Origin of the sequence: Sphingomonas lacunae (assembly GCF_012979535.1) — a bacterium.
GTDB classification, from domain to species: Bacteria; Pseudomonadota; Alphaproteobacteria; order Sphingomonadales; family Sphingomonadaceae; genus Sphingopyxis; species Sphingopyxis lacunae.
The window spans coordinates 509,377-525,147 of sequence record NZ_CP053015.1; the positions used below are offsets into that span (position 1 = coordinate 509,377).

Below are 15,771 nucleotides of genomic sequence, written 5' to 3' on the forward strand. Positions count from 1 at the left end.
AAACGGACGCAAGGGGTGAATGTGACAGGACAAGTCAACCGGATCAGCGATGCACTGAAAGTGCGCGCCATCCACCAGTCCGATCAGGTGGCCCATGACGACACGCGCCGGGTGCTGACCTTTGCCGAGTGGGACCGCGAAGCCGATGAGATTGCTGGCGGCCTCGCTGCAGCCGGTCTCCAGCCCGGCGACCGCGTCTTTCTGCCGATCAGCAACAACCGCGCGGTCGAACATGCTATCGCCGTCTTTGCCGTCTTTCGCGCCGGCGGCATTGCTTGTCCGGTCAATACCCGGCTGTCGCCGCGCGAAGTCGAGGACTATGCCGCGCCGACCACGCCGCGCTTTGCCCTCACCGACGCACCCGACCTGATTGCGCATCTGCCGCTCGCTGGCAGCTGGCATGTGGACGCCATGCCCCGCGACATCGCCGCCCTGCCCGACCAGTCGACGCTTGATCCCGCAGCCGACGCCGAAATCCTCGGCACATCAGGCACCACCGGCAAAATCAAGGGCGTGGTCGTCAGCCATCCTGATCTGATGAAGGGCGTCACCGGCACCAATCAGGACAAGAGCCGCTCGACGCTCCACGCCCTGCCCTTCACGGGCTCCGGCGGCAATCTTGGCGTGTTGATGCTCCCCGCGCGCGGGGGTGCCACGACCTACACCCAGCCCAAGTTCGATCCCAAGGGCTTCCTTGAACTGGTCAAGGCCAAGAAGCCGGACCTGGTCTATCTGGTCCCCTCAATGCTGCGCCTCGTGCTCGATCATCCTGATGCCGCAGACTATGATTTCGACGGTGTCCGTTTCCTGATGACGGGCACCGCGCCGCTACCGCATGACAGCGTCGTGCGCACCCTTGCCCTCTGGCCACACCTTCGCATGCGCAACAGCTATGGCATGAGCGAAGGCGGCATCGGCATCATGACCACCACCCGCGAACAGGTGCTCAAACCCGGCTGTGTCGGCAAGCTACCGCCGCACATGGCGCTGTGGGATGAGGACGGCAATGTCATCACCGACAAGCATGTCGTCGGCGAAATCTGCGGCTACCAAAAGCATAGTCGCCGCTACTGGAACGATCCCGAAGCCACCGCCGCCTCCTTCCGCGAGGGTTGGACGCGCAGCGGCGACCTTGGCTACATCGACGATGACGGTGACCTGATCCTCGCCGGCCGCTCAAAGGAACTGATCATCCGCGGCGGCTACAACATCACGCCGATGGAGATCGAAACCGTCCTCCACCAGCATCCGGCGGTGCAGGAAGCCGCCGTCGTTGGTGTCGATCATGATGTGCTCGGTGAAGACATTGGCGCTGCCGTCTCACTGCGTCCCGGCGCCAGCGTCACGCCGGCGGAAATCACCGCCTATGCGCGCGAACATCTCGCCGACAACAAGGTGCCGCGCACCGTCCTGGTCCTGCCCGAACTGCCGCACAATCCCAATGGCAAGATCCTCAAGAAGGAACTCAAGCCCCTGCTCGATGCGAAAGCGAGGGAAATACGGGCAGCAAGGGTGGCTTGACCAGTCACGCCTCAGCGCAACTGGTCGAACGGCACATCCTTGTCGGCGCGTATGTCGCCCGGCATGCCCAGCACCCGCTCGGCAATCTGGTTGCGCAGCACCTCGTCAGCGCCGCCGGCAATACGCATCACCGTTGACCAGATATAGTCATGCTGCAAATCGCGCGTCGCCGCATCAGCCGCCGCCGCGGCGATCGCCGCCGGGCCGCGCAGTTCCATGGCAAGGCCGCTCGTCTTTTGCAGGCGCCGGGCATAGGCCAGCTTGACCATTCCGGCCATGGCACCGGGGTTCTCGCCACGCGACACCATTGTCCTGAGCCGCGCCTGGAACCAGCGCTCAGCGCGCTCTTCGGCATACGCCTCTGCCAGCGCCAGCCGCACATGACCCTGATCGAGCGCCGTCCCGCCGCGACCGTCCGGTGTCGCCTGCGCATAGTCCATCAACTCGCCGATCCGGCTGCCATGGCTCGCTGTACCCAGCCGTTCGCCCATCAGCACGGTCATGCAACAGGCCCAGCCTTCACCCACCGCGCCAATGCGGTTGGCATCGGGAATGCGGACATCGGTGAAAAAGGTTTCGTTGAAATCGCTGGCACCCGAAATCTGGCGGATGGGTCGCACTTCTATACCCGGTGTCTTCATATCGACGACAAAGAAGGTCAGCCCCTTGTGCTTGGGCACGCTGCCATCGGTGCGTGCGACGAGAATGCCCCAGTCGGTCAGATGCGCCCAGCTTGACCAGACCTTCTGCCCGTTGATGATCCAGTCGCCGCTGCCATCATCGGCCCGAACCGCCTTGGTCCGCAAATTGGCAAGGTCCGATCCGGCAGAAGGCTCCGAAAACAGTTGGCACCAGGTCAGGTCACCCTTGAGGGTCGCCTCGATAAAGCGCGCCCGTTGCTCACCATTGCCATGCTTGCCGATAACAGGAATCGCCATGCCGATGCCGATGGTGGTAAACGGTCCGTGTGGCAGATTGTAGCGCGCCTCTTCCTCCGCCCAGATCACCGCATCGATGATCGATCCGCCGCGGCCACCCAGCGCCGTGGGCAGCACAATCCCGGCATAGCCGCCGTCATAGACCGTCCGCTGCCAGACGCGCTCACGCTCGGCCTGTTCGGTATCGGGCAGGCGCACCCCTTCTGGCAGGACATGCGCTGGCGCATGAGCCGCCAGCCAGGCGCGCGCTTCGGCGCGGAAGGCAGCTTCGGACGGTGAATCGTTGAAGTCCATCAGACTGTCTCCCCCTGCGCGGACTGGGCGATATTGCTGTCAGGCACATGGGCGATCAGCCGGTCGGCCCAATGCGCCCGGTTGCCGATGTTGACCGCCAGCATCCGCTCGCGCCGGTAATAGAAATGGCAATTGGCATCGAAAGTATAGCCAATGCCACCATGCACCTGCAGATTCTCGCGCGCGGCCATCTCAAAGGCGGTAATCGCACTCAGCCTTGCCGCCGCCGCCGCGATTGGCAGGTCATCGGCCGACTCATCGACTGCCCATCCGCCGAAATAGGCGTTGGACTTGGCCAGTTCGATACCCACCGCGACATCGGCCAGCTTGTGCTTGATCGCCTGATAGGAAGCCAGCGGACGGCCAAACATCGGCCGGTCCTTTACATAGGTGAGGCCCATGGCGAGGCACGCCTCCGATCCGCCCACCGCCTCGAATGCCGCCTGCACGGCTGCGCGGTCGAGCAAGGTCGCCACCTTGCCGTGTCCCGGCATCACATCAGCTACCGCATCCGCAAAATCAATCCGGTAATGGGCTCGCAACTGGTCAAAACTGTCCAGCCTGGTCCGCGTTACGCCCGGCTGATTGAGCTCGACGATCGCCAACGCATCACCGCTGGCAACCACCGCGATATGGGCAATACCGGCATCTGCCACCGGAAATTTCGTACCGCTTATGCGTCCGCCAATGCACTGTACTGCCGCGCCGACGAGCGGCCCCGGCCCCTCGCTTGCCGCGAAGCAGCCGATCACCACACCGCTGGCCAGTCCGGGCAGCCAGCGCGCCTTTTGTTCGTCACTTCCGGCCAGCGAAATCGCCTCCGCTGCCAGCACGATCGACGAGAAAAAGGGCACCGCTGCATTGGCCCGGCCCAGTTCTTCGCTGATGACGCCAAGGTCGAGCGCGGTCAGGCCCAGGCCGCCATGCGCTTCGCCTATCGCTGCGCCGAGGAAACCCATCTCGGCCAGTTCGCGCCACAGTGCCTCGTCCCACTCAGCGCCATCATCGATCAATCGACGCAAATGGTCATAGGGCGTGCGTTCGCCGAGCAGGCCGCGCGCCTGTTCAGCCAGCATCTTTTGTTCATCCGAAAGATCGAAGTTCATCGCGCTTAACTCGCTTGGGCACTGTCGCCGTCAAACGGCGGGAAATAACAGGTGGCAAAGGCGCCCATGCCTTCGGCCATCAGAAACGTGTCGCGCATCATCCGCTCATGGCATTGCTGCAACGCCAGCTTGCGACCGATGCGGCCTTGGGCAACGGCCATGGCCAGCGCGTGGCGCGCGGTGGCTGCATCCTCAAAATCACGGACCAGCAGCTTGCCGATGCTTTCCCGTTCCATCCGGTCAAAGGCTGCGCCATAGCGTTCGCGCCGCTGCCAATATTTGACCAGCCGGGCCAGCGACTTGGCCTTGGCCCCAGCCTGCTGGTCGGCAACGCGCGGGACGATGTGATGGCGCAGGTCAGACAGCGCCGCCTCGAAACCCTTGTCGACCCAGGTCGCCGCCACCTCTGGCAGGCGCACGTCGATCAATGTCTGACCGGTCAACTCCGCGAGCGATTGCACGATCACCCGCATGTGCGCTGTATGGAACACTAGCCCCATGCCCATCAGCGCCACTTCGGCCCCGCCGCCGACCGCATGGATGCCGGCATGGCCAGGGGTGATGAAGCTCATCTGGAAGAACAGGCGATAGAATTTGAGCCGGTTGGTGTCGATCACCCGTCCGGAAGCCCGCTCATAGGCAGCGATGAACGCGCGCATCGGAACAAAGGGCTGGAACAGTGAACGCACCCAGATCTGCGCCAGATCCTCATGCGGGTCGCCATAATGGGTCAATTCCCAGTCGATCATCGCCCCGACGCGATTGTCGCTGTGCAGGAAATTGCCGGGCCCTGCATCACCATGCAACAGCACCGACGGCCCATCCTCGGCCGGCACATTCGCTTCCAGCCAGTCGAGGGCGAGGATCAGGATCGGATCGGGCGTTGCCGCCATGTGCAGCTTGCGCCATTCCGCAATCTTGGCCCGCACCCGCTGTGCCGGAGTCACTGCCGGATCGTCAAATCCTTCCAGTACCAGTGCCGCCGGGTCAATCGCATGAAGCTTGGCCAACTGGTCGGCCAGATCGGCAGCCAGCGCACCCTTGTCATCAGCAACATCAAAGCGGTCGGCTCCCGGCACCATGCCGCTCAGTATCGCCAAATGTGCTGGTTCATGCGCGACATAGGCCGGCACCTTGACCCCGCTCGATCCGGCATCGCCAGACAGCGCGCGCAAGACCGAAACCTCGCGCCGATAATGCGGCATCCGCTTGGGGTCGCTGGTACGCGTGTCATAGGACAGGTAACAGTCCATGCTCCGGCCATCAGCCCAGGCCAGTGATACTTCGGCACCCAGCCGCGACGCACCGCCGCCGCCGCGCAACTTCACATGGCTGATCGACGCACCTGTCTGCGATTCGATGCTGGCAGCCAGATCCGCCGGGATCAGGGAATTGCTTGCCAAGGACATACTCTCCTGCCCAATTTGTGATGGACGATTGCCATTACCCCTGTCCCACTTATATAACCACGTCAACTATCAACACGCAGCAGGGCTGTCAGCATGCAGTATGAAACCATCCTCGTCGACATTGCCGATCATGTCGCGACCATCACCATCAACCGCCCCGAAGCGATGAACAGCTTCAACCGGCAAATGCTCGATGAGTTCGAACATTTGTGGAAATCGCTGGCCGACAATGATGACGTGCACTGCTGCGTCCTGCGTGCCGCCCCCGGCAAGGCCTGGTGCACGGGTGTGGACGTCAAGGGCGGTGGCACGGGCAAGCCGGTCGTCGATCTCGACAATATCTGGCACTGCGAGGACCCCGGCAAATATCTCGCGCCCAAATCGATGAACTGCTGGAAACCGGTGATTGCCGCGATCCATGGCATGGCGGCCGGTGGTGCTTTCTACTGGCTCAACGAATCGGACATTCTCATCTGTTCGGAGGATGCCACCTTCTTCGATCCCCATGTCACCTATGGCATGACCAGCGCGCTCGAACCCATCGGCATGACTTATCACATGCCCTTGCACGATGTGCTGCGCATGGTCCTGCTCGGCAATGACGAACGTATCGGCGCAGAGACGGCTCTACGCATTGGTCTCGTCAGCGAAGTCGTGCCGCTCGACCGGCTGTGGGACCGCGCGCATGAACTCGCCCTGCAAGTGGCCGCCAAGCCACCTGCGGCCACCGCCGGGTCGGTCAAGGCGATCTGGCAAAGCCTCGACCTACCGCGCTCGGTAGCGATGATGCAGAGCCTCAAATATTGCCAGATCGGCAATCCCGTCGGCGTACCACAGGTCAACCGGGCGGCATTGATGGCGGACAAGGCGAAAAAATTCACCGTCCGCTGATCGCTCAGACCGGCTCACCCAGCATCTGGGCCAGCATGTGCGCCGCCGCCCGGCGCATATGGTCATAGGTGATGCCGAAGTGCGGTTGCGCCTCGCGTGAGGGGCCGACCGACGACAGTCGCTCGAGCATCGCGAGGATGACCCCTGCTGTCGATGCCGGATGCAGGCTGGCGTTAATCCTGCCAGCCGCCTGACCCGCCTTCACCCGGTCACTGATGGCGCGCAGCATGGGCAGCGACGCCCGCCCCCGCGCGTCGAGAAAGCGCTGGTCGCCTTCCTCAGCCGCCATGTTGCGCACCCGGAAGATCGTCCGGTGCCGGTTCCACAGGTCGGTGTAGAGGGTGACGAAGGCCAGCGCATCCTCGTCACCCTTGGTCCAGGGTGCCTCGATCAACCGGACCAGTTCATCATTGCTGTGCGGCGCGCGTTCGAGCGCGCCGAGCACCACCGCCTGCACACTGTCGAAATAGACGTAGAATGTCGCGGGAGACGTCTCCGCCACCCTGGCGATCTCGGCCACCGTCAGGTCACGCATCCCCCGGGTTTCGAGCAGCTCCACGGTGATTTCGATCAACCGCTGGCGGGTCCGTTCACCCTTGGCACCGATCTTCTGGCCAATCTGGTTGAGGCGCGGTTGCTTGGTTCTGGTAGGCATGGCGCCATCGTCTAGCGGAACATTCCCCTGATCGACAAGCAGTGCCCCGGTCATGCCGGCAGGAACACCGGAATATGCACATCCTCGCGCGGCTCAAATCCAACCTTGACGGCCATGCCAATCTGGATGGCGTCGAGCGCCACATCGCGCAGTTGCGCGGTGATCCTTACGCCCGGCTGATCATCAAGCGAAACAATCGCCAGTGCATAGGGCACCTCAAGTCCCGGCATCCACGGCTGATGGTTGATCGTCCAGCTCTCGATCGTGCCACAGCCACTGGCCGGTTGCGCCTCTACCGCCTCGGACAGGCAGGCGGGACAGACCAGTTGCGGCGGATGGATACGCCAGTCGCAATCGCCACAACGTGCGATCATCAACTGCCCATCGGCACCGCCGGTCCAGAACGCACGATTCTCCGGCGTCAGCTCTGGCAACAGTCCGGCCATATATTTTTCCCCCGTCCAGAAACTGGCTTTGCAAAAACTGACGATGCGTTAATAATTGCCCAAAGCGCGATGAAGCGCAAGCCAAAAGGCCAGAGGAGAGAGCATGATAGAGGCGGCAATCACCGGGATCGGCATGTCTACCATCGGCCGCAATACCGGTCGACCGGCCATGCTCCACCTTGTCCAAGCCGCGCGCGAAGCTATCGCGGACGCAGGACTGACGGCTGCCGACATTGACGGCATCACCACCTATCCGGGCAAGGCCAACAATTCCCCCGGCATGTCTCCGCTTGGCTGCACCGAAGTGCGCGAGGCGCTCGGCCTGCAGACACGCTGGCACAGCAGCAGCGCCGAGGGACCAGCGCAGATGTCCCCGGTGATGATCGCCGCCATGGCGGTCACCACAGGCATGGCCCGGCATGTCCTGTGTTTCCGCGCTCTCACCGAATCCTCGTCGCAAAGTGCCGGTCGCCGCGCCAGCGTGCCCAGCGGCAATGGCGGGCGGATCGATGGCTGGTTCCAGTGGCTTCTGCCGATGGGCGCCTTTTCCGCCTCCAACTGGGCGGCGATGTTCGCCCGCCGCCATATGCATGAATTCGGCCTGACGCGGGAGATGCTCGGCGCGCAATGCGTCCTGCAACGCGCCAACGCGCAAAAGAACCCGCGCGCCCTGTTCAACGGCACGCCGCTGTCGATCGACGATTATCTCGGTGCGCGGATGATCTCTGACCCGCTCGGCCTCTATGATTGCGACATACCCATCGATGGCGCCTGCGTCGTCATCGTTTCGGCGAAGGACGCCGCCGCTGACACGCGCAAGACCCCAATCCGCATCGCGGGGATGAGCGCGGCGCTGAACGACCGCGACAGCTGGGACCAGCGCGCTGACCTCACCGCCATGGCCTCGCATGATTGTGCCGCCGACTTGTGGGCGCACAGCGATTTCAAGCCCGCCGACGTCGATGTCGCCGGTCTCTACGACGGTTTTTCGATCTTCGTGCCGATGTGGCTCGAAGCGTTCGGTTTCTGCGGACGTGGCGAGGCAGGGTCGCTGATCGCGTCCGGCGGCACCGCGCTCGACGGGGTTATCCCGACCAACACCGGCGGCGGACAGCTTTCGGCGGGGCGCCTCCACGGCTTCGGCCATCTCCACGAGGTCTGCACCCAAATCTGGGGCGAAGCGGGTGAGCGTCAGGTTGCCGGTGCCCGTACCGGCGTCGTCGGCATGGGCGGAGGCCCGCTCGGCGGGGCGATGCTGCTCCATCGTGAAGGGCCCCTCTCATGACTGCCACTGCTACCACGCCCGACACATCCACCACTCTCCCCCGCGGCCTCTGGCCGTTCATCATCGCGCTGTGGATCGCCGAGATCACGGGCAGTTTCGAGAGCGCGATGATCATTGCCGCGATGAAGCACCTCATCCGTGACTTTGGTGATCCCGCCCTCGTCGGCTGGCTGGTGACCGCCTATCTCATCATCGGTGCCGCCGTCGCCGCGATTGTCGGGCGGCTGGGCGACATATTCGGCCGCCGCCGGCTGATGATCATCGTTCTCGTCGCCACCGGCATCGGCTCGCTGATCAGCGCCTTTTCCACCGATTTCACCTGGCTGCTTATCGGCCGCATCATCCAGGGATTGAGCGGCGCCATCCTGCCGCTGTGTGTTGGGCTGACGCGTGAACATGTGCCACCCGCCAAGGTCCCCATGGTCATCGGTCTGATGATCTCTGGCGCTTCAGTCGGCACCGCCACCGGACTCGTGCTCGGCGGGCTGATCGTCGATCATTACAGCTGGCATGGCGTGTTCATCGCCAGCGCCATCTTCTGCGCTATTACCATCGTCGCCTGCCTCGCCTTTGTCCCGCGCTCGACGCCGCTGCCCGATAGCCGCCGCGTCGACTGGATCAACGGAATCGCCTTTGCCCCCGGCATCATGGCGCTGCTCTATTATGTCAGCACCGCGCCCAAGACCGGCTGGACGACACCGCACAACCTTGCTGCCGCCGGCATCGGCATCACCTTCCTCGCTTGGTGGCTGCACCGCTCGCTCAACAGCAGCAACCCGCTTCTCGATGTCCGGCTGTTGGCCAAGCGGGAGGTTGCGGTGACCAACCTCGCCTCGGCCATCATCGCGATGAGCGCGCTGCAACTCGTCCTGCTCTTCTCGCTGATGCTCCAGGCGCCGACCTGGACGCTTGTCGGCCTCGGCGCGACCGCGACCGTCGCCGGCCTTGCCAAAATCCCTTCAAACATCCTCGCCACCGGGGCCGGCCCCTTCAGCGGCTGGTTGATGACCCGGTACGGTGGCCGCTTTTCGATGGTCTCTGGCGGCATCATCTGCACCGTCGGCTGGACCCTGGCATGGTTCGATCATGGCAGCATTACTGCAGTCGTCATCGCGCTGTGCGTCATTTCCTTTGGCGCGACGATCCTGTTCGCCGTCGCGCCCACCATCGTCACCGCCGCGGCGCCGGTGGAGCGCAGCTCCGAAGTCTCCGGTATGCTCGGCGTGGTGCGCGGCCTTTCGCTCGGCATCGGCGCGCAGTTCGTCACCACCCTGCTCGCCACCGATCAGGTGACGCGCGGTAGCGAGAGCTACCCCTCGCCCGCCGCCTTCCAGCTCGCCATCGGTGCGATCATTGCCTGCTGCATCGTTGCGACGCTGATCGCCCTCGCCCTGCCAGGCAAGGACAAGGCGGCTTCGCATGGCTGAAGGCCCACCGCCCCGCCCTCTCCCGGCGCTGACGGCAGACAACACCCCCTTCTGGACCGGGGGAGAACGCGGCGAACTTCTCATCCAGCAGTGCGGTAGCTGCGCCTATTTCATCCACCCGCCCACCGGATTCTGCCCGCAGTGTGAGAGCCGCGACACTGCCTATGTCCCTGTCTCAGGACGCGGCTTTGTCGAAACCTTCACCATCAACCACAGGCAATGGATGCCCGGCCTGCCCGACCGCTATGTCCTCGCGCTCGTCCGGCTGGCCGAACAGGCCGATGTGCGCCTCGTCACCAACATCATCGATTGCGATCCCGACGCCGTCCGTATCGACATGCCCGTCTCCGTTCGCTTTGAGCAGGCAGAGGATTTGTGGATCCCGCTCTTCGCCCCGGCAGAGGGCACGCCATGACCGCCTATCCCGAAAAGCAGACCGCCATCACCGGCATCGGCCAGTCGAAGATCTCGCGCGGCGCGGACAAATCGGCGCTCGGCCTGACCATCGACGCCACACTCCAAGCCATAGAGAATGCCGGCCTCAAACGCTCTGACATCGATGGCATGGCCTGCTGGCCCGGCGGCACGGGAGAGGCCAACGGATTTGCCCCCGTCAGCATCCCCGTTTTGCAGGACGCACTGCGGCTCAAACTCAACTGGTATAGCAACGCATCGGAAACATCAGGGCAGTTTGGCGCGCTGTTCAACGCCATCGGTGCCATTGCCGCCGGCCTTGCCCGCCACGTCATTGTCTATCGCACCATGTATGAGGCGACAGCCCGCAAGACGAGCTTTGCCAATGCGCTCAGCAAGCCGGGTGAGCGCGTCTATGGCATCTTCAACTGGTATGCTCCCTACCATGTCTATGCCGCCGCCCTGCAACAGGCGCTGTTCTTCAACCGCTATGTCCACGACAGCGGCATCCGCCCCGAACACGTGGCGCAGATAGCCATCAACGGCCGCCGCAATGCCGCGCTCAATCCCGCCGCTGTCTATCGAACGCCGATCACGCTCGATGACTATATGGCCTCCCCCGTCATCGCCACGCCACTGCGCCTGTTCGATTGCGACGTGCCGATTGATGGTGCGACCGCCATCATCCTCTCACACCGCGACGCGGCGCGCGACTTGCCCAACCCGCTGACCTGGATCGAGGCGGTCGGCAGCTCGATGCACTATCGCAACAACTGGGTTCAGCTCGATGCCCTCGCCACACAGGCCCAGCCCAAGGTGGCAGAGATGATGTGGAACCGCACTGACCTGACGATCAAGGACGTCGATGTCGCCGAACTCTATGACGGGTTCAGTTATCACACGATCAATTGGCTCGAAAATCTGGGTGTATGTGGCCGGTTCGAGGCCAAGGATTTCATCGACGGCGGGCACCGCATCGCGCTTGATGGGGAGTTTCCGATCAACACCAATGGCGGCGCGCTCTCGGCGGGGCGGATGCATGCCTATGGTCAGGTGCATGAAGCCTGCACCCAGCTCTGGGGCCTTGGCGGCGACCGTCAGGTCGGGGGACGCAGGGGCCGCGACGGACCAAAGGTCGCGGTGCTGACCACTGCCGGCGGCCCGCTCGCCGGCAGCTTCCTCCTCGCTCGGGAATGACCCGCGTCAGATCTGCAACGTCACCCCGCCACTGACGCGGATGGTCTCTCCGGTGACAAAGGACGAGCGGTCCGACGCCAGCCACAGCATCGTCTCGACAATGTCGCGCTCCTCCCCCGGCCGGGGGATGATCTGCATGGCGGTGACATGCTCGATCACCGGCTGCGCCAATTCGGCCCGGATCGTGTCGGTCAGGATCAGGCCCGGCGCGATCGCATTGACCCTGATGCCATCCCCGGCAAATTCATGGGCAAAGGACATGGTCAGCCCACGCACCGCCAGCTTGGTCACGCCATAGGCCTTTTGCGCGCCATAAGCGGCCATTGACGCTATGTTGATGACCGCCGCCCCCTGCCGCCCGGCCATATGCGGCCGCGCCGCCAGACAGCAATGGATCACACCCCACACATTGACGTCAAACATCCGCCTCGTCCGCGCGATGCCCAGCGTGCCGATAAACTCATTGGCCTCCGCCGAATGGATGCCGGCATTGTTGATCAACAGGTCAATGCCGCCATGTTCGGCAGCAATGCGGTCCATCAGCGCCGCCATGCCAGCCTCATCGGCAACATCACCGTTCAGCCCCACCGCCCGTCCGCCCATGCCCGCAGCGGCGGCAGCCGCAACCTTGCCATCAAGATCGATCAGGACAACCGTCGCGCCCCGTGCTGCCAAGGCCTCGCCAAAGGCCTTGCCCAATCCGCGCCCGCCGCCGGTGATGACCGCGACCTTGCCGGCGAATTCGCCCTCAGCCGACATCCCACACCAGCGGCAGGTTGCGGATGGAGAGCAGGCCCGGCGTCATCGTCGTGTCGGTGCCCGGCTTGATCCGGAACGAGGGGATACGGTCGAACCACATGTCGAGCAGCACGCGCAGTTCGCGTCGCGCCAGATGCGAACCGAGGCACAGGTGCGGCCCGCCAGACAGGGTGAAGTGGCGGTTGGCCTTGCGATCCGGGTCGAATGCGTGGGGACAGGCGAATTGCGCCTCGTCGAAATTGCCAGAGCTGTTGTACACCGTCACCCAGTCGCCAGCCTTGATGTCGACGCCATGCCAGGTGAAATCGCGCTTCACCTTGCGGCCCGAATTGACCAGCGGCTGCACCCGCAAAAATTCCTCGACCGCCGTCGGGATCACCGCCTTGTCGGTGCGGATGCGTTCCTGCAACGCCGGGTCCATGCCGAGACGCCGGAACATCTGGCTGACCGTCGACGCGACCGTGTCCAGCCCGCCAAGCCACAGGAACCAGGTCATGCCGATCTGCTCGTCAGGGGTCAGCGGCACGCCGTCAATCGCCCCATTGGCGATATAGCTGCCCAGCGTCTCGTCAGGATTGGCCTGCTTTTCGGCAATGAAGCCACGCAGATAGGCGAGGATACCCCGCACCGCTTCGGCCTTGGCGGCTATGTCCGGATTGTGCAGGATCGCCCATTCCCATTCGAGGAACTGGTCAAACATGCTGAACGGAAAACCCATCAGGTCGAGGAAGACCTTGACCGGGAATACCCTGCCGAAATCATAAGCGACATCCACCTCGCCCTTGCCGGCGAATTCGTCGATCATCGGCCCGATGACCTCGCGGATGCGCGGTTCCATGTCTTGCATGGCGACAGGCGTGAACCAGGGGTTGAGGAACTTCCTGTATTTGCCGTGATCAGGCGCATCGATGCCCAGCGGGATCGACGGAAACGTCTCCCCTGCCAGTGCCTGGAACTGCGCCACGCCTTCGGTCGAGAACAGGTCAATATCCTCATAGACGCGGCGGATATCCTCATACCGCGTCACCACCCAGGCGCCATGCTGGTTGCCGCTGGTCGGCCAGGGATAATAATGGATGCGCGGGAAGGCCGGGTCACGCAGCACATCGGCCGGACGATAGGGTTCGGCCAGATCATTCGGTACCACGCCACTGGCAAAGCGCGTGTCGAGCACCAGTTCGGGCGGCACATGCGCCGGCACCGGCGGCGCGTCGGCGGGGGCACGGGATACGGGGCAGGTCGCCATGATGGTCATCCTCTCTGGGGGTCGGGGGCGTGGTGGCCGGACATCAGAAATCCGTTCCACCATCAATGTTGATGAGGGCGCCGGTCATGTACCTGGCGCGTGAAGACAACAGGAAAGCGATCAGCTCGCCAACGTCCTGTGGTTCACCGATCCGGTCCAGTGCGGCTTTCATGCCCCACTGGTCGCGCATCACCTGCCACAGGGCGGCATTGTCATCGCCGGCACCGGCACTCGCCGCAGCCTTCCGCGCACCATCCAGTGCCTCGGTCGCAATCGCGCCCGGCGCGATGCAATTGGCGCGGATGCCATCGGCTCCATGGCTTTTGGCGATCGATTTGGTCAGCGTGACAATCGCCGATTTCATCGCCGCATAATGGGTCAGGACCGGTTTGGGACTGCGGATGGAATAGGCAGACAGGGTAACAATTGATCCCTCGCCCTGCGCGATCATGGTCGGCAACACCGCCCGGATCGCCCGCACCGTCGTCATCAGCTGCGTCTCGAAACTCTCCGCCCAATCCTCATCGGTCAGCGTCAATACATCGCCCCGGCTGTGGATCGGGCCGGCGGTCACCGCCAACCCGTCAATCCGCCCCAGCCGCTCGATGCAGCGGCCGATTGCCGCGGCCAGTCCACCGGCATCGCTGCCATCGCCCAGCGCGCCATCCGACAGCGCGGCGGCCACCGCCCCGGCACGGTCAGGGTCGCGACCGATGATCGCAACCCTGTCACCGTCGCAAAGCAGCTGGCGGGCAGCGGCGGCGCCCATGCCAGCCGTCCCGCCAACAATGATGTGGCATCGCGTCCGGGGGGCTGGACCGCTCATTGCCGGGCCTATTATCAGGCGGCAGCGAACATGCGTTCAATGTCGCCCGATGTGATGGGGCGACGGGCCTTGCCGATCGCGTCCATGCTGTCGGTCTTGAGGCCGCCCAGATTGTGACGCGGCGACACATCGACATCCTTGCCCAGCTCGCGCAGGTGGCCGACCGTGCAATTCTCCCGACCGCCATTCAGCGCAAAGGCATCAAAGCTGTATTCGCGCATGACGTTGAGGTGGGTGATCTTGTCGATCACGTTCCGGTCGAGGCCATTGACCGAAGCCCAGAGATATTCGGGCACATTCGGCCACACCGTGTCGCTGTGCGGATAGTCGCACTCATAGGCGACCATGTCGGTGTTCATATAGTCGAGATTCTTCACCCCGAACTGGTCGTCGATGAAACAGCTGATGATGTGCCTTTTGAACACATCTGACGGGCGGTTGCCCGGACCGATATCGGCAAATGTCCACTCATTATGGTGCTCGTAAGTGAAATCTGCCCGCTCAAGGAAATAGGGCACCCAGCCGATACCGCCCTCGGACAACGCCATGCGCAACTCCGGATAACGCTGCCAGAAGGACGCGAAAGTCCAGTCGGCAGCCGAGTTGGCGATGCTGATCGGCATGGCGGTGATCCACGCCGAAATCGGGCTTTCAGGCGACGGGTGCATCGCCCGCGCGCCGGTGCCGATGTGACAGTTGATCACCATCTTGTAATCGACGCAGGCCTTCCAGAACGGCTCCCAATATTCATTGTGGATGCTCGGCAGGCCAATGTTCGACGGATTGTCGGAGAAGCTGACGGCATGGACGCCAAGGTCGCTCATCCGCTTCATTTCCGCCAGCGTGGCGTCCATGTCCCAACTCGGCACCAGGCACATGGGGATGAAGCGCCCTGGCGCGCTGGCGCACCATTCCTGCACATGCCAGTCGTTCCATGCCTGCACGGCGCGCAGTGCCTCCGCTGGGCTGTCCTTGGCAGCAGCGACAAACACCCCGCCGGCAAAGCTCGGCATGGTCGGAAAGTTGAGGCTGGCCAGAACGCCGTTGGCGTTCATGTCGTCAACCCGCGCCTTGGGCTCGTAACAGCCTTCGCGCAGCTGGCTGAACTGGGTCGGCTCCATGCCATATTCGCTGCGCGGACGTCCGACCACGGCATTGAGGCCGATGGTCGGGTAACGCTTGCCGTTCCACTGCCACACATCCTTGCCGTCAGCAGAAACGATGCGCGGTGCCTCATCCTTCTTGTCGGCCGGATAATGGTTGATGAAGGCATCGGCAGGCTCGACCGCATGGTCGTCCACGCTGATGATGATCAGGTCGTTCATGCTCATTGTATCGGTCATCGTCTCTCTCCCGG

Annotated in this window: 15 protein-coding genes; 6 read left to right on the forward strand and 9 right to left on the reverse strand. The window is 63.5% G+C overall.

What is annotated here, in order from left to right; genetic code table 11:
- The first annotated feature begins 21 nt into the window (after positions 1–21).
- Complete coding sequence (locus GV829_RS02350) at positions 22–1,521, forward strand: class I adenylate-forming enzyme family protein (RefSeq protein ID WP_169943650.1); 1,500 nt, start codon at positions 22–24, stop codon at positions 1,519–1,521.
- 11 nt (positions 1,522–1,532) lie between these two features.
- Here GV829_RS02350 and GV829_RS02355 read toward each other — a convergent pair whose 3' ends face one another.
- Genes GV829_RS02355 through GV829_RS02365 form a run of 3 tightly spaced genes read right to left on the reverse strand, consistent with a single transcriptional unit; the run spans position 1,533 to position 5,262 of the window.
- Positions 1,533–2,753, reverse strand: coding sequence for an acyl-CoA dehydrogenase family protein (locus tag GV829_RS02355; RefSeq protein WP_169943651.1), 1,221 nt, complete (start codon positions 2,751–2,753; stop codon positions 1,533–1,535).
- Positions 2,753–3,859, reverse strand: coding sequence for an acyl-CoA dehydrogenase family protein (locus GV829_RS02360; protein WP_169943652.1), 1,107 nt, complete (start codon positions 3,857–3,859; stop codon positions 2,753–2,755). Before GV829_RS02360 ends, GV829_RS02355 begins: the two co-directional genes overlap by 1 nt.
- 5 nt (positions 3,860–3,864) lie before the next feature.
- Positions 3,865–5,262 (reverse strand): phosphotransferase family protein, encoded by a 1,398-nt coding sequence (locus tag GV829_RS02365; RefSeq protein ID WP_169943653.1) that lies wholly within the window; start codon positions 5,260–5,262, stop codon positions 3,865–3,867.
- Between the two features lie 99 nt (positions 5,263–5,361).
- Here GV829_RS02365 and GV829_RS02370 point away from each other — a divergent pair, with 99 nt between their 5' ends.
- Positions 5,362–6,159: an enoyl-CoA hydratase/isomerase family protein gene (locus GV829_RS02370; protein ID WP_169943654.1), complete on the forward strand. Its 798-nt coding sequence runs from the start codon at positions 5,362–5,364 to the stop codon at positions 6,157–6,159.
- Positions 6,160–6,163: 4 nt separating this feature from the next.
- Here GV829_RS02370 and GV829_RS02375 read toward each other — a convergent pair whose 3' ends face one another.
- Together GV829_RS02375 and GV829_RS02380 are read right to left on the reverse strand one after the other, a co-directional pair.
- The gene (locus tag GV829_RS02375; protein WP_169943655.1) at positions 6,164–6,814 is read right to left on the reverse strand and encodes a TetR/AcrR family transcriptional regulator; all 651 of its coding nucleotides are present in this window, start codon (positions 6,812–6,814) and stop codon (positions 6,164–6,166) included.
- Between the two features lie 50 nt (positions 6,815–6,864).
- Positions 6,865–7,260 (reverse strand): Zn-ribbon domain-containing OB-fold protein, encoded by a 396-nt coding sequence (locus tag GV829_RS02380; RefSeq protein ID WP_169943656.1) that lies wholly within the window; start codon positions 7,258–7,260, stop codon positions 6,865–6,867.
- A 103-nt stretch (positions 7,261–7,363) separates the two neighbouring features.
- Here GV829_RS02380 and GV829_RS02385 point away from each other — a divergent pair, with 103 nt between their 5' ends.
- From GV829_RS02385 to GV829_RS02400, 4 genes are read left to right on the forward strand one after another with little or no spacing between them, the layout of a single operon-like run.
- A complete protein-coding gene (locus GV829_RS02385) occupies positions 7,364–8,545 on the forward strand; it encodes a thiolase C-terminal domain-containing protein (protein ID WP_169943657.1) in 1,182 nt (393 codons plus the stop codon).
- Positions 8,542–9,972: an MFS transporter gene (locus GV829_RS02390; protein ID WP_169943658.1), complete on the forward strand. Its 1,431-nt coding sequence runs from the start codon at positions 8,542–8,544 to the stop codon at positions 9,970–9,972. Before GV829_RS02385 ends, GV829_RS02390 begins: the two co-directional genes overlap by 4 nt.
- Positions 9,965–10,387: a Zn-ribbon domain-containing OB-fold protein gene (locus GV829_RS02395; RefSeq protein ID WP_169943659.1), complete on the forward strand. Its 423-nt coding sequence runs from the start codon at positions 9,965–9,967 to the stop codon at positions 10,385–10,387. Before GV829_RS02390 ends, GV829_RS02395 begins: the two co-directional genes overlap by 8 nt.
- The gene (locus tag GV829_RS02400; RefSeq protein ID WP_169943660.1) at positions 10,384–11,583 is read left to right on the forward strand and encodes a thiolase family protein; all 1,200 of its coding nucleotides are present in this window, start codon (positions 10,384–10,386) and stop codon (positions 11,581–11,583) included. The genes GV829_RS02395 and GV829_RS02400 overlap by 4 nt, the downstream gene beginning before the upstream one ends.
- Before the next feature lie 6 nt (positions 11,584–11,589).
- Here the strand turns inward: GV829_RS02400 and GV829_RS02405 are convergent, their stop codons facing one another.
- From GV829_RS02405 to GV829_RS02420, 4 genes are read right to left on the reverse strand one after another with little or no spacing between them, the layout of a single operon-like run.
- On the reverse strand, positions 11,590–12,342 hold the full coding sequence (locus tag GV829_RS02405) for an SDR family NAD(P)-dependent oxidoreductase (protein WP_169943661.1): 753 nt from the start codon (positions 12,340–12,342) through the stop codon (positions 11,590–11,592).
- Entirely contained in the window at positions 12,332–13,588 is a 1,257-nt protein-coding gene (locus GV829_RS02410) for a cytochrome P450 (protein WP_246202972.1), read from the reverse strand. The genes GV829_RS02405 and GV829_RS02410 overlap by 11 nt, the downstream gene beginning before the upstream one ends.
- Positions 13,589–13,631: 43 nt before the next feature.
- Complete coding sequence (locus tag GV829_RS02415) at positions 13,632–14,414, reverse strand: SDR family NAD(P)-dependent oxidoreductase (RefSeq protein WP_169943663.1); 783 nt, start codon at positions 14,412–14,414, stop codon at positions 13,632–13,634.
- Positions 14,415–14,428: 14 nt separating this feature from the next.
- Complete coding sequence (locus GV829_RS02420; RefSeq protein WP_246202974.1) at positions 14,429–15,757, reverse strand: amidohydrolase family protein; 1,329 nt, start codon at positions 15,755–15,757, stop codon at positions 14,429–14,431.
- Positions 15,758–15,771 lie beyond the last annotated feature (14 nt).